Source organism: Brasilonema octagenarum UFV-OR1 (genome assembly GCF_963888615.1).
GTDB classification, from domain to species: domain Bacteria; phylum Cyanobacteriota; class Cyanobacteriia; order Cyanobacteriales; family Nostocaceae; genus Brasilonema; species Brasilonema sennae.
Genome location: NZ_CAWPKW010000304.1, coordinates 1 through 21,534, shown reverse-complemented (window position 1 = coordinate 21,534; position 21,534 = coordinate 1). Strand labels below are relative to the sequence as shown.

Annotated in this window: 18 protein-coding genes, 1 pseudogene and 1 riboswitch; of the genes and pseudogenes, 10 read left to right on the top strand and 9 right to left on the bottom strand. The window is 41.7% G+C overall.

Annotation, left to right across the window (positions count from 1 at the left end):
* Window positions 1–3: 3 nt before the first annotated feature.
* Window positions 4–429 (bottom strand): nucleoside deaminase, encoded by a 426-nt coding sequence (locus tag AC5590_RS26755; RefSeq protein WP_169266369.1) that lies wholly within the window; start codon window positions 427–429, stop codon window positions 4–6.
* A gap of 178 nt (window positions 430–607) precedes the next feature.
* On the opposite strand from AC5590_RS26755, the gene AC5590_RS26750 reads away from it, so the two are divergent.
* The 3 genes from AC5590_RS26750 to AC5590_RS26740 all read left to right on the top strand — a co-directional run bounded on the left by AC5590_RS26750 (window position 608) and on the right by AC5590_RS26740 (window position 5,211).
* Window positions 608–1,390, top strand: a complete 783-nt coding sequence (locus AC5590_RS26750; RefSeq protein WP_169266368.1) for an ion transporter — start codon at window positions 608–610, stop codon at window positions 1,388–1,390.
* Window positions 1,391–1,506: 116 nt separating this feature from the next.
* Window positions 1,507–2,160 carry an OmpA family protein gene (locus AC5590_RS26745; RefSeq protein WP_169266367.1) on the top strand — a complete coding sequence of 218 codons (654 nt, stop codon included), beginning with the start codon at window positions 1,507–1,509 and terminating at the stop codon, window positions 2,158–2,160.
* Between the two features lie 360 nt (window positions 2,161–2,520).
* On the top strand, window positions 2,521–5,211 hold the full coding sequence (locus tag AC5590_RS26740) for an MHYT domain-containing protein (RefSeq protein WP_169266366.1): 2,691 nt from the start codon (window positions 2,521–2,523) through the stop codon (window positions 5,209–5,211).
* A 306-nt stretch (window positions 5,212–5,517) separates the two neighbouring features.
* Here AC5590_RS26740 and tkt read toward each other — a convergent pair whose 3' ends face one another.
* From tkt to acpP, 4 genes are all read right to left on the bottom strand, one after another.
* Entirely contained in the window at window positions 5,518–7,530 is a 2,013-nt protein-coding gene (gene tkt, locus AC5590_RS26735; protein ID WP_169266365.1) for a transketolase, read from the bottom strand.
* Between the two features lie 352 nt (window positions 7,531–7,882).
* Window positions 7,883–9,133, bottom strand: coding sequence for a beta-ketoacyl-ACP synthase II (gene fabF, locus AC5590_RS26730; RefSeq protein ID WP_169266364.1), 1,251 nt, complete (start codon window positions 9,131–9,133; stop codon window positions 7,883–7,885).
* Window positions 9,134–9,726: 593 nt separating this feature from the next.
* Window positions 9,727–9,864, bottom strand: coding sequence for a hypothetical protein (locus AC5590_RS26725; RefSeq protein ID WP_169266363.1), 138 nt, complete (start codon window positions 9,862–9,864; stop codon window positions 9,727–9,729).
* 10 nt (window positions 9,865–9,874) lie between these two features.
* Window positions 9,875–10,126 carry an acyl carrier protein gene (acpP, locus tag AC5590_RS26720; RefSeq protein WP_169266362.1) on the bottom strand — a complete coding sequence of 84 codons (252 nt, stop codon included), beginning with the start codon at window positions 10,124–10,126 and terminating at the stop codon, window positions 9,875–9,877.
* A 188-nt stretch (window positions 10,127–10,314) separates the two neighbouring features.
* Between acpP and AC5590_RS26715 the strand changes: the two genes are divergently transcribed.
* Window positions 10,315–11,223 carry a CoB--CoM heterodisulfide reductase iron-sulfur subunit B family protein gene (locus tag AC5590_RS26715; protein WP_169266361.1) on the top strand — a complete coding sequence of 303 codons (909 nt, stop codon included), beginning with the start codon at window positions 10,315–10,317 and terminating at the stop codon, window positions 11,221–11,223.
* Between the two features lie 100 nt (window positions 11,224–11,323).
* Here AC5590_RS26715 and AC5590_RS26710 read toward each other — a convergent pair whose 3' ends face one another.
* The 4 genes from AC5590_RS26710 to AC5590_RS26695 form a co-directional block, all read right to left on the bottom strand.
* Window positions 11,324–13,681, bottom strand: a complete 2,358-nt coding sequence (locus AC5590_RS26710; RefSeq protein ID WP_169266360.1) for an NACHT domain-containing protein — start codon at window positions 13,679–13,681, stop codon at window positions 11,324–11,326.
* 602 nt (window positions 13,682–14,283) lie between these two features.
* A complete protein-coding gene (locus AC5590_RS26705; RefSeq protein WP_169266359.1) occupies window positions 14,284–14,784 on the bottom strand; it encodes an Hsp20/alpha crystallin family protein in 501 nt (166 codons plus the stop codon).
* A gap of 386 nt (window positions 14,785–15,170) precedes the next feature.
* A complete protein-coding gene (gene trpD / locus AC5590_RS26700) occupies window positions 15,171–16,265 on the bottom strand; it encodes an anthranilate phosphoribosyltransferase (RefSeq protein WP_169266358.1) in 1,095 nt (364 codons plus the stop codon).
* Between the two features lie 135 nt (window positions 16,266–16,400).
* Window positions 16,401–17,966 (bottom strand): cation:proton antiporter, encoded by a 1,566-nt coding sequence (locus AC5590_RS26695; RefSeq protein WP_169266381.1) that lies wholly within the window; start codon window positions 17,964–17,966, stop codon window positions 16,401–16,403.
* A 195-nt stretch (window positions 17,967–18,161) separates the two neighbouring features.
* Here AC5590_RS26695 and AC5590_RS26690 point away from each other — a divergent pair, with 195 nt between their 5' ends.
* From AC5590_RS26690 to AC5590_RS26665, 6 genes and pseudogenes are all read left to right on the top strand, one after another.
* Window positions 18,162–18,323 carry a hypothetical protein gene (locus AC5590_RS26690; protein ID WP_169266357.1) on the top strand — a complete coding sequence of 54 codons (162 nt, stop codon included), beginning with the start codon at window positions 18,162–18,164 and terminating at the stop codon, window positions 18,321–18,323.
* A 506-nt stretch (window positions 18,324–18,829) separates the two neighbouring features.
* A riboswitch (cyclic di-AMP (ydaO/yuaA leader) is annotated at window positions 18,830–18,964 on the top strand.
* A gap of 264 nt (window positions 18,965–19,228) precedes the next feature.
* Window positions 19,229–19,474 (top strand): hypothetical protein, encoded by a 246-nt coding sequence (locus AC5590_RS26685; RefSeq protein ID WP_169266356.1) that lies wholly within the window; start codon window positions 19,229–19,231, stop codon window positions 19,472–19,474.
* Between the two features lie 26 nt (window positions 19,475–19,500).
* Window positions 19,501–19,902 carry an SLC5/6 family protein gene (locus tag AC5590_RS26680; RefSeq protein WP_248277281.1) on the top strand — a complete coding sequence of 134 codons (402 nt, stop codon included), beginning with the start codon at window positions 19,501–19,503 and terminating at the stop codon, window positions 19,900–19,902.
* A 42-nt stretch (window positions 19,903–19,944) separates the two neighbouring features.
* The gene (locus AC5590_RS26675) at window positions 19,945–20,802 is read left to right on the top strand and encodes a hypothetical protein (protein WP_248277280.1); all 858 of its coding nucleotides are present in this window, start codon (window positions 19,945–19,947) and stop codon (window positions 20,800–20,802) included.
* A gap of 94 nt (window positions 20,803–20,896) precedes the next feature.
* Window positions 20,897–21,019 (top strand): annotated as a pseudogene (locus tag AC5590_RS26670) (glycogen/starch/alpha-glucan phosphorylase); the annotation flags it as partial.
* Between the two features lie 241 nt (window positions 21,020–21,260).
* The coding region (locus AC5590_RS26665) for a glycogen/starch/alpha-glucan phosphorylase (RefSeq protein WP_348982725.1) at window positions 21,261–21,534 on the top strand (274 nt) is incomplete at its 3' end.

The window sequence follows — 21,534 nt, the reverse complement described above, 5'->3', positions numbered from 1 at the left end:
TTTTTACTGAAAGACTTTGATACACTCTTCTCTTAAAACACCTCTTGTGACCTTGACTTTTCTAAAACTCTTAACGATAACCTCTTGACATGATATGTGAATTTGAGATTGATTAACTGAAACTAAATCTTCAATAGAAGCACCGTATATAATTTCTGATAAACCGGTCCAAACGCAAGCAGATGCACACATCGGACAAGGTTCACCAGTAGTATATATGGTATAACCTTCTAAAGAAGGGTTTTGTAGTTGAGTGGTTAAACTGCGAATGACATTAATTTCTGCGTGAGCAGAAGGATCGTTGTCTCGCTTCACTGTATTATGAGCTTGGGCAACCACTTGGTTATCTTTGACAATCACAGCACCGTATGGGGCGTCTCCTTTTTTTGCTTCTTCCAACGCCAAACGCATAAAATCTTCTGGATTCATAACTACCTTGAGATTCCAACATTATATTTTTCCAGAATATAGCATATCCTACGAGAACGCTTTTAAAACTCAGGATTTTTGAAAAAAACTTTTTCTATTGCTAAGCTAGTCTTTAAATCCACAATTAATTGTGGATTCTTTATATTACTGAATTTATGAGTAGCCACTTCTGAATTTTATGTTACTTAGCAAAGAAAAAACAGCATTTTACTTGAAAGACTTAGAGACACCAGTAGGTAAAATTGTGAATTTAACTATTGCTGGTTTAGTTTTATTCTCCTCTGTTATTTTTGTAGCACAGACTTATAACATATCTGATGATTTACGGCTGATTTTAAATTTCATAGATACATTTGTGTTACTGATTTTTATTGCTGAGTATCTACTCCGTATCTGGAGTGAGGAAAATAAAATTAAGTACTTTTTTAGTTTTTATTCTTTAATTGACTTAATAGCGATTTTACCCTATTTATTAGGCGGTGTTGATATCAGCTTTGTTCGACTGCTACGATGGTTCAGGATTTTGCGTTTAATTCGATTTATAGATAACAAATTTCTCTTGGGTGTCAGCACAGAAGACAGTTTAGTTTATACACGAATATTATTTACATTATTTGCTATTATTTTTGTCTACTCAGGTTTAATTTATCAAGTAGAACATTCTGTTAATTCACAAAATTTTGCTACTTTTTTGGATGCTTTTTATTTTTCTATAGTCACGATGACCACTGTTGGTTTTGGCGATGTGACTCCAATTTCTGAGTTAGGTCGTTTATTGACAGTATTAATGATTTTAACAGGTATTGCTCTGATTCCTTGGCAAGTAGGTGATTTGATCAAGAGGCTAGTCAAAACTGCAAATCAAGTAGAAACAATTTGTTCTGGCTGCGGTTTATCGTTCCATGATACAGATGCTATGTTCTGCAAAATTTGTGGTACTAAGTTGAGAAATAATTCATAATTGATTAAACAACCAAGTATCCATAGTTACAGAAAATGCCTATAACTTAAGAAAGAAGCATTTGTTTGTTTTTTGAGGTAGCCTGTAGTAAATTTTAAATTTTCTGACTTAAAGAAATGTATTCACTCCGTTTCAGTATTTACTTAATACCTATTATCCTGACAATCATCGCTAACAATTTGGTATATTCAGCAACGGCAAAAGCCGAAGTAAAGTTTGGAACAGTAAAATCACCTCAAACAAAGTTTTTTCAAGCACAATTACTTGTACAAGAGTTATCAAAAGTCCGAACTCCCATTATTCAGTTTTCTAAGGATACATATCCTGAAGTCAACTTACCTGATATTACATCTGGGCAAATTCAAGTTCAGGAAAATCAATACTTAACTATTATTACGCTGCCAGCAGATCTTTTATTTGACTCTAATAAAGATACGATTCGCCCAGATGCAAAGAAAATCTTGCGTCAAGTTAGTCAGGCAATCAATAATCATTATCCTAACACTTGGTTACAAATCCTAGGACATACTGATTCTAAAGGCTCCAAAGATAATAATTTAAAATTGTCAGAGCAATGGGTAGCAGCAGTACAAAAGTGGCTGAGTGAAAAAGGTGGCATAGACATGTCTTTGATATCGAAAGAGGGTTATGGGGAAGCGCAACCCGTAGCAGCAAATCAAAAATCTGATAGTTCAGATAATCCCGTAGGACGGCAAAAGAACCGTCGTATTGAAATTGTGATTCAAAAGGTGGCAAATCATCAGGTATAACTGATACTTATAAAGCAAATAAGCGGCTATTAAGTTGTTAAAAACACTACTATAGACAATACTGATTTGAAATTGTATGTTGTTGTATTAAGAACTTTACTTTTATAGCTAAATAGGGTGTAACGTTGTTTTATTTAAGACAACTGTAAAAATACGTTCTTATAGTATAAAATTCATCGTGCTGTCTCACAAGCGAGACAAATACTTTTTGCATCTGCCATTTTCAAAACAGTTACTGCATCTACCGAACTTAGTTATCAGGATTTTTTCAATTCATGAGTGTGCTTCACTTGACGAAAGTGACAAAAAGACTCATGTAGGGAGCGCTATTTTACCAAGATCCAGAGTGAGGTTAACGAGATGTTGCAGGCAGATGTGGCGATAAGTAGTACTTATAATCCATTCCTTGTTGCCCTTTCAATTGTGATAGCTGTGTTTGCTTCGTACACCGCTATTGATTTGGCTGGGCAAATAACGCTAGCTAAAGCAAAGGCAAAACTAGCTTGGTTAATTGGCGGTGCTGTTGTCATGGGAATTGGTATCTGGTCAATGCACTTTGTTGGCATGCTTGCCTTGAGTTTACCAATATCGATGGGCTATGATGCGTTGACTGTGCTGCTTTCGGTGCTGCCTGCTATTGTTGCCTCTGGTGGTGCGCTTTTCCTGGCGAGTCGCCCAGTCTTAAGTACACAGCAATTGCTGAGTGGTGGTGTGTTAATGGGCATTGGTATTGTCTCTATGCACTACATTGGTATGGCAGCAATGCGGATGGAAGCAGCTATTCAGTATAATGCAGTACAGTTTATGCTTTCTGTGGCGATCGCCATAGGTGGATCAATTCTGGCGCTGTGGATTGCTTTCCAACTGCGTTTGCAAACGGGGAAAACGCTTAGGCGACGCAAGATTTATAGTGCGTTCGTCATGGCAATTGCAATTTCCGGCATGCATTATACAGGAATGGCAGCTGCCTGTTTTAAAGCAACTAAAGTGACTAACGTTGCAACCATGCAAGTATCCCTGGCTAAGTTAGCTATAAGTATTGGCGTTAGTACCATTATTATCCTAAGTTTCACACTGCTAACTTCCTTTGTGGAGCGGCGAATGGTTTCCCAAACACTATTACTTAAACAGGGAGAAGCTCAGCGATCGCAGCTACTGATGGACATTACCCTGCTGATTCGGCAGTCTCTCAAGTTAGAGGATGTTCTCAACACAGCGGTTTGTGAAATCCAAAAAGCACTGAACGCAGACCGCGTTATCATCTATCGTTTCAATGCTGACTGGGGCGGTACCATCATTGCCGAGTCAGTAGGAAAGGGTTGGATAAAAACGTTAGGAAGAACTGTCTTTACTCTGTTTGGCAAAGATGACATTCAAATGTACAAAGATGGTCAAGTCCAAGCTGTAAATAACATTTATCAGGGGAATTTTTCAGACTCTTACCAACAAATTCTTGAAGGCTTTCAAATTAAGTCGATTTTGGTTGCACCTATCTTAAGTGAGCATCGGCTTTTAGGTTTATTGTGTGCTCACGAATGCTCTGAATTTCGGAATTGGCAGCGGCTAGAAATTGATTTATTTGGGCAATTAGCCATTCAAGTAAGCCTTGCTTTAGAACAAGCAAATCTTTTGCATGAACTTAACACTGCACAGGAAGTGCTGCGAGTGCGTGACCGTGCGATCGCCGCTGCTAGAAATGCAATTGTGATAACAGACCCTCGTCAGGAAGATAATCCTATCATCTTTTGCAATCCTGCATTTGAAGCCTTGACCGGCTATTCACCACAAGAAGTTTTAGGACGCAACTGCCGATTTTTGCAAGGATCTGACACTAATCCACAGACTATTGAACAAATACGCAACGCATTGCGACAAGAGCAAGAATGTCATGTTGTGATTAAGAATTACCGTAAGAACGGTACCCCATTCTGGTGTGAATTAAGTATTTCTCCAGCACGAGACGTCACTGGACAAGTGATAAATTATATTGGGGTGCAATCTGACATTACCTCACGCAAACAGGCGGAAGAAGAATTGAGACGCAGCAAAGAGTTCCTCCAACATCAGCTGATGGAACTTATTGATGATGTTAAAGAGGTAGCCAAAGGTGACCTGAGAGTTCGAGCTCAAATGACAACCGGTGAAATCGGAATAGTAGCCAACTTTTTCAATACCATTATCGAAAGCTTGCAACAACTAGTCCTTCAAGTCAAACAAGCGGCTATACAGGTCAATGTTTCTCTGGGGGACAACTCTGATGCGATTCGTCACTTAGCAGATGAAGCACTCCAACAGGCTGAAGAAATTAGCTGCACCCTTGAGTTGGTAAATCAAATGAATTTCTCTATTCAAGAAGTCGCCAATAATGCTTTTCAAGCAGTGCAAGTGGCTCGCACGTCTGCCAATACTGCTTTGAGTGCAGGTGAAGCAATGGATTATACCGCATCTAGCATCTTTAATTTGCAAAAAACAATTACTGAAACAGCCAAAAGGATAAAACGTTTTGGCGAGTCATCCCAAGAAATTTCTAAAGTTGTCACCTTGATTAACGAAATTGCATTACAAACCAATATACTAGCTATCAATGCTGGTCTGGAAGCAACGCGTGCAGGTGAACAATGTCAGGGTTTTATTGTTGTGGCTCACGAAGTTGGTCGCTTAGCAATACAGTCAGCCGAAGCAACTCAAGAAATTGAACAAATTGCAGAAAATATCCAATTAGAAACGCAAGCAGTTATCCAGGCGATAGAACAAGGAACCACTCAGGTGGTAGAAAGCGCTGAGCTAGTCAAAGACGTTAAGCAAAGCATGGAGATGATTGTAAAAGTATCTCGTCAAATTGACGAGTTAGTTCAGTCAATTTCTCAAACAACAGTGTCTCAAGCTGAGACTTCCCAGGCTGTTGCTGTTTTTATGAAGGAAATTGCCAAAGCATCAGTTGGCACTGCTGATTCATCTGGTGTTGTGTCAACTTCTTTACAACAAACTGTAGAAGTCGCGCAGCAGTTACAAGCATCAGTTAGTCTGTTTCAAACTGGCGTCGGTAGTTGACTCTCGCTGAGCGCTCTTAGCGTGCGCTTTGCGCTTACGCTCAAATTCAAAATATGTCCTGCGGACACGCTGCGCGAACAAAATTCAAAGTTCAAAAATAATTAAGAAATTTTGAACTGAGAAATTTGAAATTCTTTGAATTTTGGAATAAGCGTTAAGAGCGATGCACTGAGCTTGCGTTGCCCTGAGCTTTGTCGAAGTGTTCCCTGTTCCCTGTTAAACATTCCCTGTTCCCTGCTGTAAAACAAAAAAAGGTGGACAATAAAGCCCACCCCAAAAGAAAGAGAATAGATACTCTGTTGCTAATTAACCCAACAATGCCTTAGACTTAGCTAACACATTATCAACTGTGAAGCCGAATTTCTCTAAGGCAACTGCACCTGGAGCTGAAGCACCAAAGCGATCAATACTAACAGTATCGCCTTCGGTGCCGATATACTTGTGCCAACCGAAACTGGCAGCAGCTTCTACAGACACACGCTTGGTGACAGCTTTAGGCAGAACAGATTCTTTATAATCTGCATCTTGTGCTTCAAACAGTTCCCATGAGGGTAACGAGACAACACGAACTTTCTTACCTTGAGCTGTGAGTTTCTCCGCTGCAGTTACACAGAGGCTCAATTCTGAACCAGTACCAATCAAGATCAGATCTGGTGTACCTTCAGAATCTACCACTGTGTATCCACCCTTCGCCACGCCCTCAATTGAAGTACCTGCTAAGTTGGGGACATTTTGACGGGTAAACGCCAACAGGGTGGGGTCGTTTTGTTTTGCCTTCTCGATCGCAACTTTGTAAGCGCCAGAGGTTTCGTTACCGTCTGCGGGACGAATCACCGTTAAGTTAGGAATGGCTCGCAGGGAGGCGAGAGTTTCAATTGGTTGGTGCGTTGGACCATCTTCACCTTGTCCAATCGAATCGTGAGTCATCACCCAAATCACGCCTGCTTGGGATAGGGCGGATAAGCGGATGGCAGCACGCATGTAATCTGTGAAGATCAAAAAGGTCGCACCGTAAGGAATCAATCCAGATTGATCCAGCGCGATACCATTACAGATTGCGCCCATACCATGTTCCCGCACGCCAAAGTGGACGTTACGGTTTTGGTATTGCCCTTTCTGAAAATCCTTGGAGTCCTTGAGTTCGGTAAGGTTGGAGTGAGTCAGGTCAGCCGAACCACCAATCAGCTCAGGTAAAACCGCCCCCAGTTTGTTGAGGCAAGTTTCCGAGTGTTTGCGGGTGGCCAATCCTTTATCTTCCGGGGTATAGGTAGGTAGTACCTTATCCCAACCATCGGGCAATTTGCCGCTGAGGTACCGCTCAAGTTCAGCAGCTTCTTGGGAATATTTGCCTTTGTAGTCCCTGAAAACTTTGTTCCATTCTTCTTCCAGGTTTGCCCCGCGCTCAACAGCTTTGCGCCAGTGCTTAAGAGCATCTTCTGGTATTACAAAAGGCTCGTATTCCCAACCCAAGTTGTCGCGGGTGAGTTTAATTTCGTCTCCACCAAGGGCTGCACCGTGAACGCCAGCTGTGTTTGCTTTGTTGGGTGAACCGTAACCGATGGTGGTGGTGACTTTAATGAAAGAAGGTTTGTCAGTAACACCTTTGGCAGCTTCAATAGCTTTGGCAAGACCTTCTAAATCAGTGTTACCTTCTGCAACGTGCTGCACGTGCCAACCATAAGCTTCAAAGCGCTTGGAAACATCTTCGGTGAATGCTATATCTGTAGAACCATCGATGGAGATGTGGTTGTCGTCGTACAGAGCGATGAGTTTGCCTAATCCCAGGTGTCCCGCGTAAGAACAAGCTTCACCAGAAACGCCTTCCATGTTGCAGCCATCACCTAAAATTACGTAGGTGTAATGGTCAACAATCTTGGCATCGGGTTTGTTGAACTTTGCGGCTAGATGTGCTTCAGCCATTGCCAAACCGACTCCATTGGCAATTCCTTGCCCCAAGGGTCCGGTAGTCACTTCTACACCAGCAGTCATGAAGTTTTCTGGGTGTCCGGGGGTTTTGGATTCCCACTGACGGAATTGCTTGATGTCCTCAATGGTCACGCTGTCGTAACCAGTCAAATACAGCAGGGCATACTGCAACATTGAGCCGTGACCGGCAGACAGGACAAAGCGATCGCGGTTGAACCACTTGGGATTTTTGGGGTTAAACCGCAAAAAGCTATTCCACAGTACAAATGCCATTGGCGCAGCGCCCATTGGCAGTCCTGGGTGACCAGACTTTGCCTTCTCTACAGCATCAATTGCCAGAAAGCGGATCGAGTTAATACAAAGTTCTTCGAGGGTTTGGGTTGCAACAGCCATAATCAGATTGTTCTCTACGACGGGTTAGCAGTCTTTGAGCATCAGCTGGGGGGTTGTTTATCAGTTATCAGTTATCAGTTACCAGTTTTCACTGTTAACTGTTCACTGTTAACTGTTCACTGTTTTAAAGGTCCCCGCCAGTATCCTCATCATCCCATTGGTGCTTGTTGACCGACAAGCGGCAGATCTTGGGATTTTTGATGAAAATTTTGGATTCATTTTATGGGGGATATCTTCTATTATCCGTTGCTGAACCCACTGAATTACCAAGATTTCTGCCCAACATCTCAATGTAGACAATGCTTGAGTTTTATGCTTTTAGGTCAAATCCACGCATCTCAAATTTCCCACCCTAGACATACTTCTTAAAGGCTAGTGTCACATTATGACCGCCAAAACCGAAAGAATTAGATAGTGCCACTTCGACTTTTGCTTCCCGGCTGGTGTTAGGGACGTAATCCAAGTCGCACTCAGGATCTGGGTTTTCCAAATTAATTGTCGGTGGAATCCGGTCATTGGCGATCGCCAGTACTGTTGCTACTGCTTCAATACCACCAGAACCACCCAACAAATGACCTGTCATTGATTTGGTGGAGCTAACTGCTATCTTATAAGCATGTTCACCTAAAGCTTTTTTCATTGCAGCTGTTTCCGTCGGATCATTCATTGGGGTACTCGTGCCATGTGCATTGACATAGATCACCTGTTCTGGTAGTATATTACCGTCTTTTAGTGCCAGTTGGATCGCTCTTGCTGCACCTTCGCCTCCCGGTACTGGAGAGGTCATGTGGTAAGCGTCGCAAGTCATACCATAGCCAATAATTTCTGCATAAATTCTGGCTTTGCGACTCAAAGCATGCTGCAATTCTTCTAAAATTAAGATGCCTGCACCTTCACCCATAACAAATCCGTCACGGTCTTTGTCAAATGGGCGGCTTGCATGACCGGGGTCATTATTGCGAGTTGAAAGTGTTCTAGCTGAAGCAAATCCTGCTAAAGACAACGGTGTAATTGCCGCCTCACATCCTCCACTAATCATCGCTTGGGCATATCCCCCTTGTATGAGGCGAAAAGCTTCCCCGATAGCGTTTGAGCCAGCAGCACAAGCAGTTACCGAGCAGGAATTTGGTCCTTTAGCACCAGTGTGAATTGCTGTCAAGCCGGCTGCCATATTGGCTATCATCATCGGTATCATGAAAGGACTACAGCGATCCGGACCACGATCCAGGTAAATTGTTTGCTGGTCTTCTAAAACTTTAATGCCACCAACGCCAGAACCAATAATAACGCCAATTTGTTCTGCGTTTAGATCGTTGATGACTAACTGCGCGTCTGCTACAGCCTGTTTTGCTGCCGAGACCCCAAATTGGGCAAATCGATCCATGCGCTTGGCTTCTTTGCGCTCCATGTATTCATGTGGATCGAAGTTTTTGACCTCACCAGCAATGCGACAATCGTGACGAGACGCATCAAACAAGGTGATTTCACCAATCCCATTGCGTCCGCTGATCAATCCTTCCCAATATTCGGCTGGTGTATTACCAATCGGTGTAAGCGCGCCAACACCAGTAACAACAACGCGTTTACGTATAAAATCAGTCATGTCGATAGTAGTAGTGGCTATTGATGCAGGCAGAACAAAACAGTGCTGAGCAATGAGTTGGTGAGCTAGTGCGCCGTTAGGGAGCACAGTGCCGGGATGAGCAGCGCTGGCTCACGCCACATGCCTCAACGCGGGGAACCCGCGCACGGTGAGACAGCGCTGCAGGAGGGTCTCCCTCCGTAGGCGACTGCGTTCGCGTAGCGTCTCCGCAGGAGATACCCGAAGGGCAGTGGCTCCCGTTGTCGCACCTGGCGTACACCTTTGGTGTGCGTTTTGCGCATACCCTATGGGTGAGGTGATGAGTTTTCAAGAGGGACAAAGGGACAACGAGATTAGTCATTGCTACATAGAACTTCTCCATAGTTGTACCAAACAACTACTTGGTCTACTTCAGTGCTTTTGCCAAAGCAGATAGATATAAAAGTACTATATTTTACATTTTAAAAATAAACCTACGTAGAATCACTTCATCATTTTCAACGAGTGATTTGGTGTTAATTGGTTTATTTTTCGCCATTTTGACTAACTCTCGCTCATTCTAGCAAGTTCAATTTGCTACTTCTTCAAGCTCTTGACTCTTGACTCCTGACTTTTTACTCAGCAATGCCAGTCGCCTGCCTTCGGTTACCCTCCTGGAGTTTACGCTCTTTGGCACACTCTCCTGGAGACTGTCCTTTGGAGGAGATAGCAACTCCAGTCATTGTACCCGTAGCCTCAATAGCACTCAGCACTCAGCAATTTTTAGGCTGATGGGACACGTTGCTCGTTAATGTAGTCCACAGCCTGTTGTACAGTTGTAATTTTTTCGGCGGCTTCATCAGGAATTTCGATGTCAAACTCTTCTTCCAAAGCCATAACCAGTTCAACCGTATCAAGGGAGTCAGCTCCTAAATCGTTGGCGAAACTAGCTTGTGGTGTTACTTGTTCGTCTTTAACACTCAGTTGCTCAACAACAATTTTTTTTACCTTATCAAATGTTTCCGCTTGGCTCATAGATACAATTCCTCAACCAGTTGCTAAAATCCGCTGTTTATGGTGGATATATTTTTGGGCATATTCATCTTATCGGAAAGCGCGAGCACCCGTACACTGTTAAGGGATTTTCTTTGCTGAAAATCGTTCGACCGCTTCCTCAAAATAAACAAGTAATGATAAAACAGTTATTGACGAACTTTGATACTATGCTAACCCATACATTGAAATACGCATACTTTCCAGGTTGTGTTGCCCAAGGAGCTTGCCGGGAGCTTCACCAATCAACTGTTGCCCTAACCCAAGCCCTAGACATTGAACTCATAGAACTCAAAAAAGCTGCTTGCTGTGGTTCTGGCACGTTTAAAGAAGATTCCCAAATGTTGGAAGATACGGTAAATGCACGCAACATTGCTTTAGCAGAACAGTTAAATTTACCACTGCTAACTCATTGCAGTACTTGTCAGGGTGTTATTGGTCATGTTGACGAACACCTTAAACAATGCCAAAAAACAAATCCAGCATACCTTGAACAAGTGAACGGCTTGCTGCAAAAAGAAGGGTGTTCGCCCTATCGAGGAACAACAGAGGTCAAACATTTGCTTTATGCTTTAGTAACCGACTACGGTTTAGAAGAAATTCAAAAACGTGTCAATCGTAAGTTAACTGGATTAAAGTGTGCAGCTTTTTATGGCTGTTATCTCCTGCGTGCGCAAAAATCCATGCCTTATGATGATCCCTTCCAACCAAAGGCGATGGAAAATGTCTTTCGTACGGTAGGAGCAGAACCTATTTATTACAAAGGTCGTACGCAATGTTGCGGTTGGCCTCTTTCTAGTTATGCCACGGCTCAATCTTTTAAAATGGCTGGAATGCATATTCAAGAAGCCATAGAAGCTGGTGCAGATTGTATTGTGACACCTTGTCCTCTTTGTCACCTGAATTTGGATTCTCGTCAAAAAGAGGTGGAAAAAGTTATTGGACAGGAACTTGGTTTACCAATACTACATTTACCCCAGCTGATTGCTTTAGCTGTTGGTGTCAGTCCTAAAGAACTTGGTTTAGATCGGCATATTGTTTCCACCAAACCAGTTTTGGAAAAATTAGGATTTATTTAAAAAACTTTTAACATGGTTAGGGTAAGCAACTCTTGGGTAGCTTTTCCCCTACCATACGTTGTCTAGTCTTAGATCGCTTTGTCAAGATTCCTTTGAGCGATTATTGTGTATTCTCCGTCTTGAGTTCTGTGTTGTTCTCAATCATTGATTTTGGTGCTTGCTCAATTGGTGTTATTGTCACTGCTGGAGTCGGTGTGGCTTCGACTTGTGATGTGGGTGTTGGAGTTGGAATTGGTGTAAAAGTCGGAGTAGGGGTAGGTTCTACGGTTGGTTGATTTTTTTCAACATTGGGTGTCACCGACGGTGTGACACTTGGGGTAGGGGTGGCTTGTAGTGTGGGTGTTGGTACTGTAGTTACGTCTGGAGTTGGTTTTGTGAATGTAGGTGCATCTGATGTCGCGGGTGCTGTTGTTGGTTTTGTGAATGTGGGTGTATCTGATTTTGTGGGTGCTGTTGTTGGCTTTATTTTTGACTTCTGGCGTTTAGGAACTATTGGCTGTTCGTCTTGTAGATCTGGTGTGAGTGGTGGACTGACTTTGATTGTTCGTTGAGGAAGAGGTGACGGCGCAGTAATAATTGTGGATGGAGGTTCGACAATTGGTAGCGGTGTGGCGGTTACTGTGGGTTCCTGTTTGGGAACAGGTGAGGGTTTAACAGTTGTTGTGGGTTTAGAAGTGGATTTTGGGGGTTGTGAGGGTGTGACACGATACCAATGAAAGAAAGCGAACAATCCTCCTGCTGCTAAAATTCCAGTTGTGATGATTTTTGTTGAAGAAAGCAAAACTTTTTTAGAGGCAGTTTTGTTGGAGTGAATATTATTATCTGGTAATACTATATTCATTCTCGTCACCAGGTGCGGAGCTGGGGGTGGCTGCAATTTGGTATCTTCTTCTCCAACTATTTGATCGGCAATATTTGTACCGATATTTTTTTGCTGACTGGCATGAGTTTGTGAAGATGAAGACTGGTTGAGCAATTTAAGATTGTGGCGAGTTGCTGCAACTCCCATGTCATCATCAAGAGATTCTCGTAATTGTATTGCTTTGGTTAGGTAATTGTAAGCTGTGCTGTTTTCTTCCAAACAAAGAGCACGAGTTCCTAGTTGATGCAATATCCACGCTTGCACAGATCTATCTTTTTCGGCTTGAGATGCTTGTAGTCCCCTTTGGAGTACTTGTTCCCACAAACCCCATTGCTTAGTTAAAGCGAGTGTACCTTCCACTACTTTTACCAAGCGTAAGATATCTTGCCAACGACTATTTCTGACTGCAACTTCCAAGATTTGTGCGATCGCATCAATTTCTGCTAATAAGATATTGGGTTGCTGTTGGTGGCGTTCAGTCCAATTTACAAAGTAGGCGATCGCATTTTCCAAAGATGCTGTCAACTTCGATTCTAGCGGTAAAATCTCTACTATAGTTTTAGTGACTTTATATCGAGATCCATCAAGCTGCACAAGATGATGCTTACGTAGTTTTTCGAGTTTATCAGAAGCATCTGAAATTTGTGTAATTTCAGTAATTTTTTGATTGTCAAGCCCAACACCACCCATAATAGTTAACAACTCCAGAATTGTTTTTTCTGATGTTGATAACGATGCTATTATTTGTTGAAGTAGATAGTTGCTTGAAGCAGAGGTAGGCAATTGACTAACTACTTCCAAAAGCGAACGCCTTTGTTGGTGTATACTCGCCATCACTATCCGCAGGCGCATTGGCTGCCCATCTAAAATCTTATATAGCGATTTTGCTTTCTCTTGTTCTTCTATATTCAAAGGACGTTGCAATTCCCTTTGCATCAAAACCAGAGCATCATTCATGGGAAGTCCAGAAAGCTTCATTGAGCGCCCCTTTTTCTTGATGCGACTCGTTGATGAAGCAACCAGGAAGGTGCAGTTGGGTACTAAATTTATCAACTCTTGCAATTCGTCTTGAATAAGTGGATCATCATCTAAGACGACAAGAGCCTGTTTTGTGTGAAGTTGTTGATAAATTTGCTGAGGAGTTGGTTTATAAGGAATGTTGCTTTCATAAAAAGCATCCCATATGAACTGAAGTAAATCTCCTACATTTGGATGGACAGGAGATAAGCTAATGACACCAGCAGCGAAAAGTGATTTGACTTGAGGATTATGCTCTAAGTGACGTAATAAAACTGTTTTCCCAAAACCAGATGGACTGTAAAATTCTACTGATTGCCCAGCTTGAAAGGTAGCAATAGCTTCTTTGACTAATTCTTGTCGATCCAGAAAATTATCTGAGGGTTTACCCTGAGCGAAGTCGAAGGGTTGGTGAAGTATCAATGGGGTGGAATGCAAGCGCAAAGTCGGTTTTTCTTCCTCAGTTGCTATATTTACACTAGCACCGTGAGGTGAATTCATCTTTATGACCCAATCTCCAACTACCAGTTGATCATTCACTTTTTCCAAGACGTTTGTTATTATAGTATTTTCAGTCATAGTTTTTTGTTGAGCCAGATTTAGATTACTGTTTTTCTACTAATCGCAATGTAGCTATCATTAATCATATGTATATTACATAGATTTTTTAATCATTCCAGAAAAACGAAGTATAAATATTTATTTTAAGATTGTGTTCTTTCCATAACTTAATTAATATAAAACTCATATTTTATTTTTGCTAAGCTAGGTACACTTTCTGTTAAGCGTTAAGCGTTTCCTTCCTCCACGAGTCAATTCATCAAATCAAACCGAACTCCTATACATAAAGCGAAGCGTAGAGTATTTAGCTAAAAATTCGTTGACGCGATAGTGATAAAACTTAAGGCTATGTTAAGAAAGCTTGCAAAAACGAGCTATAGAAAAAAGGGTTTCAAAACTAAGCTTCAATATTATAGATATTCCCCATGAAATGCATATATCCGGACACTTTTCATGGGGATTCGTTATTTAATATCTGTTATGGTCCAATACAGTTCAGATAAGACTAAAACTGTTATCAAAACGTCAATGTAGAGACGTTGCATGCAACGTCTCTACACGTGTGCTTCGCTATCACCGACAATCCTTAACTGAACCGTATTGTGTTATGGTCAGTTAACCTAAGTTTTTTGAACCGAGAGATCAACGACTGTCCCAGAGTCAGAATCAGTTAGCACCTTATTGTCATCAGTGAACTTGAGTTTCACAACTTTGAATCTGGCTTGTTCTATTTTAGGTAGTGTTAAAGTCAAAATACCATTTTTGAACTCTGCTTTAACCTCCTCATTCTTGACTGGAACAGGTAGCGAAATAGTTCGTTGAAACTTTCCATACCGTAACTCAGATCTGAAGTAGCCACGTTCTGAATTGGTGCTTTCATAACGAGTTTCACCAGCAATGTAAATTGCTTGTCGTGTGACTTGAACTTCCAAATCTTTACCTTCCACACCAGGAAGTTCAGCACGTAAGGTCAAGTTTTCATTTGTATCTTTCAGTTCAACTGCTGGAGTCCAACTTGTTGTCATTTCGCGACTGTGACTGAAAAAGTCGTCAAAAATTTTATCCATTTGACGATTCAGGATTTCAATTTCTTGGAATGGTCGCCAACGTATTAGTGCCATACTGTAATTACCTCCTTTGTACCAGTGTTATTCCTGAACAAAAGGTTGACTCACGAATTTCCTACAAATACACAACCAAGATCTAAACGTTTGAGTTTAAAGTGAAGCTTTCTTGATTGCCTTTATTTTTATATTATATCAAGTTCGCCTAATTAGTTACGATAAAACGACCTCACCCCCAGCCCCTCTCCTTGGTAAGGAGAGGGGAGCGTTTGCGAGACTCAAATGCGGGGTGAGGTGACGACTATATTGCACCGAAGTGAGAACCGCTATAGGGAACAGGGAACAGGCAAAAGATGTTTCTTCCATAATTGATTGGGGTATCAATCCCCATCCAATTGATCCCTTTGCCCTCTGCTTTCTTCAATGTTCTTGCAGATTATCTTTCACTTCAAAAATTCAGCAAGCTGTTCCAACTTTTTCCAAGCAAGTCCACTTTGGAGAATTTCCTTAGCAACAATAACAGCTTGAGAAAAAGTTTGATAATCATCTGCTTGATCTGGTACTGCTTCGCCCACATACAGTGCAAACGCTGCATTGAGAGCAACCACATCTTGCTGTGGCCCAGTCCCTTTACCTTGAAGAACAGCTTTGAGAATTTCTGCATTCTCTTCAACATCCCCACCCCGTAATTCACTAATGGGAGCAGGGTTTAAGCCTAGCTGTTGTGGAGAAAGTTCGATCAGGTGTATTTGTTGGTTTGACAACACAGCCAAATCAGTTTTATCTCCCAACCCTGCTTCATCTAATTTTTCGCGTCCGTGAAGTGTAATTGCGCGGCGAGTCCCTAATTGATTTAAAACCTTAGCAAAAGTTTCTACCAAAACCGGAGAGTTGACACCAATAACCTGTCCTGTTGGTTTTAAGGGATTAATTAATGGACCTAACAAATTAAAAATTGTGCGTACTTTCAGAGTTTTTCGTAAAGGGGCGAGAACTTTGAGAGCTGGATGCCAATCGGGTGCAAACAAGAAAGTCATGCCAACTGCGCTCACAGCTTCTTGAGTTTTCTCCAGACTTGCTTTAAGATTAACACCCAAAGCTTCTAACACGTCTGCTGAACCAGTTTTTCCAGATGCTGAACGATTACCATGTTTAGCCACTTTTACCCCAGCAGCAGCAGTCACAAAAGCAACAGCAGTGGAAATATTAAATGTTGATGCTCCATCTCCCCCAGTACCACAAGTATCTACAAGTGGTGAGTTACCAACAATCAAATCTCGTTGCGCTGGTTTGTTAGATTGAGAATATAGAACCTCAACCATGCCAAGTAACTCTTCGGCAGACACTCCCTTGGCTTGAATTGCTGCTAAAATAGCACCCGATAACACAGGAGGAATGGCTTCTTGTAGCCAACCAGACATTAAGTTAGAAGCTTGAGATACCGAAAGTGATTGACGCTCTAACAGTTGCTGCAACAAGGCAGACCAATTAGAGGAGTCTTGATCTAATGGATTTGTGTCAACATTAGCTGTTATCATAACTTCGATAGATACAACTCTTTTACGACTGTTATGTTACGTTGGAGTACGTTTTCACCGTAAGGATTTTATCAGAAACTCACATCGCAAAGATATCTCAAAGCTTCTAAATGTAGAAGAATTTATCTGTGTATTTCAAATCCCCTCACTATTTTGCAAAACATCTTCCAGCAATGGAGAAAGTTCTTTATTTAACTGACCTGTCCGCAGAAATTCAGCATAGGTATCTGCTTCAATAGCCAAAAGTTCTCCTCGGAGTTGTTCAGCTGGAAAGTTGCGGATGTTTGGATGCTCATCCTGTAGCTGGTTAATTTGCGCTTCTAAATTTTCAATTTCTCCTTTAACCAGTGCTTCTTGATAGCGGTAAAACTCTGGGTCTACACCAGGTCTTTGGTCTACTTGAAGGTGTTGTAAGACACGATTGAGAGCAACAGTCCGTGCAACTATTTCTAAATATCGCTCGCGTAAGGACTGGTCACCCAGAAAGTTAAGCTTTTGTAATAAAGGTTTGATACTTAATCCTTGGAATAGCAAAGTAAATAATACTGCACCAAACACTGTAGCAATAATTTTTTCTCGCTCTACTACAATTGTGGGTACACTCAAAGCCAAAGCAATAGAAACAGAACCGCGCACCCCGCCCCACCAGAGTATAGTTTGTTCAGGTAAAGTAATTTTTGATGCTTGTAAAAGATTGCTTAATTGACTTAAAGACAATATTGCAATTGCCCGACTTAAAATCATTACCCCTACTGTCACTGCAATGATTGTTAAGTTTTCCTCCAAACTGGCATACCGTATCTGATCCCCAATCAACAGAAAGACAATTGAGTTCACAAAAAACGCCAGAAATTCCCAGAACTCAGTCACGATAACCCGAGTACGCGGGTTCATACCAATCCGAGAACCAAAATTGCCCAAAATCAACCCTGTCGTCACAACCCCAATGACTCCAGATCCACCTAACTCCTCAACAATAAGATATGTTGCATAGGTAGAAACTAAAGTTAAAGACTGTTCCACAAGTGGTAAATCGAAACGTTGGGTGAGGTAAGAGATCCCAAAACCAATGAGTCCTCCAACCGCCATACCAATACCAACAACTGTAAAAAGTTCTACCACAATTGGTTTTAATTCTAATTCAGCTGTTCCTAAAGGCAGTTGCACTAAAAAACTAAAAGCAACAACTGCCATGCCATCATTGAACAAGCTTTCACCTTCAATTAATGTTGTCAAACGACTAGGAACGCCCAATTCCCGAAATAAAGCAGTGACTGAAACTGGATCCGTGGCACAAAGACTAGCCCCGATGAGTAAAGCCGTTGTGAGTGAGATTCCTGCAAATTTATTTAAACCTATTGCCATCCCCACTATTGAAATCACAACCCCAATAACTGCATAAAGAGTAATTGGCAACAAATCCCGCTTTAAATTCGACCATTTTAAATTCCATGCTGCTTCAAAAAGTAATGGTGGTAGAAAAATAAACAAAATTAATTCTGGAGAAAGATCCACTAAACGAACATCGGCAAAAGCTAACCCTAAGCCTACAATGACTAAAAGTAAAGTGTAAGGTATTTGCCGAAACCAGCTAAATATCTGTGATATTGTCGCCACCCCTAAAGAAACTGCAAGTACCAAAAGAAACTGCTTTAAGTTTGTAGCAATGACTTGTTCACCAATTACCGAAGCATCCATCATAAAAGCATGATTAATACAATTCATCGTAAATCTTAACCAGATAAGTTGTTAAATAGCACTCATCCTGAGGTGGGAAGTTAATAAGCTTACGAGAGCATTTGTGTGGAACGAACTGTGTAGGCATCCTCTCTGACAAAACTAAAACATCTGTGGAAAGCTTATAATTCTATAAAGTTGGTAGCTGACCCGTGTTTTATGTGTTTAACTAAACAATGGTTAAACTTCGTAAAGCCATCACAACCAAAGGTGTTACATAGCTCAATACTGTGCGATGCTCCCAAAGGGAGCCGCCAAGGGCGATCGCCGTTCGCACAGCATCCGCTTTGCCCTCAGGCGGCGGCTACGGAAGTTTTTTAGCTTGAAAGTCTGCTATGGCAGTCCTATTTCATTTGTGTTGGCATAGCCTGTGCAGAGCGTTCCCTACCTCAACGAGTAATTTCACAACTCCTGCACGGATTGCTATATGGTGCAAGTTGATTAAAGTTTGGTTTACAATTTGGTCAATCATATGATTTTTCCTAACTAGTAACAGCCAATTAAGGCTGTTGCTAATTTTTAAGCTTGACAAGTATGGCAGTCATGGCGCTTGCAGTATCCCTAAAAAATAGGTATTTCAGCACCTGAGCAATCTTTTTATTCTTGGGTATAATTTGTAAAGATATGAGGTTTTACTCATATACGTTTCCTCACCAATTACTGAAGCATCCACCATCAGAGCATTATTAATACAATTCACCGTAAATATTAACCAGATAAGTTGTTAAATAGCACTCGTCCTGATGTGGGAAGTTAAGATGGATTGACTCTTTGGACGTTTCAGTATAGTTTTAGTGAATGTATGGGTAAAACTTGCCTAATTCAATCCAGTCTAGTTGCTGAAAAACTTCAACTCTGGGTTAGAAGCGGAGGAACCAATGTATTGGGGCGAATCTTGAATGGAGAGACACCTTCCAGTCTTAGCCCGTCAGCTAACTCCGTCGGCATTGGAACGAGTACCTATGGCATCTGCTGATTCCAAGCTGTTGTCCCCAGGTTCTCCTTGCTAACATTGCCTTTCATTACTGGCAGTGTAAACATATATCTGTTGATTTCCTTTAGGGAAGAGCCTGTATCTTTTGTGAATTCAAAAGTCAAAAATTTAAGTAATTGTGTGCATCTCTACTAGCAATTCCCTTGACTACGAAGAATCAGCATCTTTCCCAACTAAAGGTTGAGAATTAATTTTAACCAGTCGCACCTTTTATAAGAATTGAGGAGAAAATATGCCGATCAAAAATCATACGTTATATACAGATGAAGTCAACTTTTTTCCCGACCATCAGTTCAGATTAATTGGAGAGTGTGCCGGAAAAAAACTTTTACTGATTGGTAGAACGAAAGCATACAATGACCCAATTGTGGCAACAAGTCAGACTGATGAGCCAAGTCAGGAAGATTTATATGCTTATGATCTCTACGAGTTAATGAAGTCTAGCCACGAGCCAGTAAAAATTCACGGGGAAATTTAAAAAAAATTTGTGGAGCAGATGCCAATATGGCTTTAGAGCGCAGACTCGACACCTTCTCGCTAGCAGCCTTGCTAGTATCCGCGCATTACGGTTTGGGGTTTGTTTTAGGAACCGCTGAGAAATCACTAACTTTAGGGGCTGCTGGCAGTCTCTATACTGTCTCCCTTGGCTTTGGTACAATAGCTCTTTTAGGACTGGCAAAATTTTACTGGAAGCGAACAGAGCCAATTTGGACATTGCTAGGTTCTGCCTACGGAGATGGGGTAAAAGTTTTTGTCAGCCTGATGTCGTGGTTATCGCTGATTGGTATTGAAGCCGTTCAGTTGATTTCTGGAGCTTTTATTCTCAAGGTTTTCGGAATACCCACTCTCCCGACGATGGTTGTTTTGGCTATCCTGTTTGCAATCATTTCTTTACTCCCAATATAAAAAGCAGGCTGGATATTCCGCGGGTTACTGATTCTGAACTTTTTGGCTTTGCTTTATGGACTGTGGGTGTTACACGCTTTTGGTGATTATGTGCGATCGCCCATAGAATTTGCTAGCTCACTCAAGCATATGAGTTTGCCAACTATAGTGGGCGTCTCATTGTCTACAATTCTGCTGGTACCTATAGATATGAAGTATCAGCAGTTTCTTGTCCAAGCAAAAGATGAAAACAGCCTGTATCGAGGGTGTACAATAGCTGCAATTTTGCTACTACTGCTTGCTTTTTTACCTTCAACAGTTGTTGTCGCAGCACAGAACGCAGGAATTTTGCCTGCTGGTATTGATGGTAAACAAGCTCTCCCATTTATCCTAGCTTGGGTTGGCGGTGGCACCGACAAGCCTTTAGGTATACTGATGATTATGTCTTTACTGGTTCCAGCGCTGGGTATTGGCAGCAGTATTTTGCGAGTGCAAACCAAGACAATTTTGGACTTCAATATTCTGCCTGCATCTGTTTGGAGTCGGCTACTCGTCACTGCTGCAAATGCTCTGTTTAGTCTTGCCGTTGCTTTGAAAGGTGGGGAGATTGTTAATCTGATTGTGTATTTTTATGCAGCATATGTAGGAGCGGTGTTTGCTCCTTTTGTTGCTTATTTAATCGCTCAAACGGAACGCTATAACTTCTCCAAACAAAGCGTAAAGCTGTCTTTAACAATAAGTAGTTTTTCGGCTTTTTCATTACTCATTATAACACTTATAAGTCCTGATATTCTAGGAGGATTTGGTAGCGTTGAATTGAACATCATGGGAATAGGAATTCTGAGTGGAATCTTCTTTTTGTTGGTTGGGGAGGTATTACAAAAGTACTTGCCAACATCCAAGGTTGAGGAAAAAGCTTAAGAAATTAGAAAATATAAAAATATTACAAAATCGCTCCATCTCCATCACTCATCAGGTTTGATTGAAAACAGCTTAACACTACCTTGGGTCTCGCCTTAAAGTGGTTTTTCTAGCAAACTACAATGTGGCATTAGCACAGCGAATATATCCAGCGGCTGATGTTTCGGAACAAATCTCGACTGCTGGTAAAGAAGCTTCTGGCACGAGTAATATTAAATCCGGTAACATCTGAATCATTAAAAAACCGCAGAGGCGCAGAGAACGCAGAGAGAGAAGAGGGAGAAATAATTCTGATACAAACGGATTTGATATAAAATGAACTTTGCGATGAATGGCACATTGACGATTGGTACACTGGATGGGGCGAATATTGAAATTCGCAATCGCCCCTTTGGGGCGATCGCGTCGGACACGAAAATTTCTTCCTCTTTGGACTGACGGCACAGCAAGTTTCACAAATGAAAGCTCAAGGCTACCATCCGTGGGATTATTACAACAGTAATCCTCAACTTAAACAAGCGATTGACCAGATTGAATCCGGTTACTTTTCCAAAGGTAACAGGGATTTGTTTAAACCACTGGTAGATCTCTCAAAAACCGAGACTATTTTAACAAAAGAACTCAGGAGTCAAGAGCCAGAAGGAGGCAGCGCCGTGGGCGGTGAGACCAGTGCTGCGGGAGGGGAGCCACTGCGTTGGAGAGCCAGTACTGCAGGAGGGTCTCCCTCCGTAG

Coding starts and splice junctions, on each gene's coding strand:
- AC5590_RS26755 (WP_169266369.1), bottom strand. CDS start 429: ATGAATCCAGAAGATTTTATGCGTTTGGCGTTGGAAGAAGCAAAAAAA.
- AC5590_RS26750 (WP_169266368.1), top strand. CDS start 608: ATGTTACTTAGCAAAGAAAAAACAGCATTTTACTTGAAAGACTTAGAG.
- AC5590_RS26745 (WP_169266367.1), top strand. CDS start 1,507: ATGTATTCACTCCGTTTCAGTATTTACTTAATACCTATTATCCTGACA.
- AC5590_RS26740 (WP_169266366.1), top strand. CDS start 2,521: ATGTTGCAGGCAGATGTGGCGATAAGTAGTACTTATAATCCATTCCTT.
- tkt (WP_169266365.1), bottom strand. CDS start 7,530: ATGGCTGTTGCAACCCAAACCCTCGAAGAACTTTGTATTAACTCGATC.
- fabF (WP_169266364.1), bottom strand. CDS start 9,133: ATGACTGATTTTATACGTAAACGCGTTGTTGTTACTGGTGTTGGCGCG.
- acpP (WP_169266362.1), bottom strand. CDS start 10,126: ATGAGCCAAGCGGAAACATTTGATAAGGTAAAAAAAATTGTTGTTGAG.
- AC5590_RS26715 (WP_169266361.1), top strand. CDS start 10,315: ATGCTAACCCATACATTGAAATACGCATACTTTCCAGGTTGTGTTGCC.
- AC5590_RS26710 (WP_169266360.1), bottom strand. CDS start 13,681: ATGACTGAAAATACTATAATAACAAACGTCTTGGAAAAAGTGAATGAT.
- AC5590_RS26705 (WP_169266359.1), bottom strand. CDS start 14,784: ATGGCACTAATACGTTGGCGACCATTCCAAGAAATTGAAATCCTGAAT.
- trpD (WP_169266358.1), bottom strand. CDS start 16,265: ATGATAACAGCTAATGTTGACACAAATCCATTAGATCAAGACTCCTCT.
- AC5590_RS26695 (WP_169266381.1), bottom strand. CDS start 17,966: ATGATGGATGCTTCGGTAATTGGTGAACAAGTCATTGCTACAAACTTA.
- AC5590_RS26690 (WP_169266357.1), top strand. CDS start 18,162: ATGTGTTTAACTAAACAATGGTTAAACTTCGTAAAGCCATCACAACCA.
- AC5590_RS26685 (WP_169266356.1), top strand. CDS start 19,229: ATGCCGATCAAAAATCATACGTTATATACAGATGAAGTCAACTTTTTT.
- AC5590_RS26680 (WP_248277281.1), top strand. CDS start 19,501: ATGGCTTTAGAGCGCAGACTCGACACCTTCTCGCTAGCAGCCTTGCTA.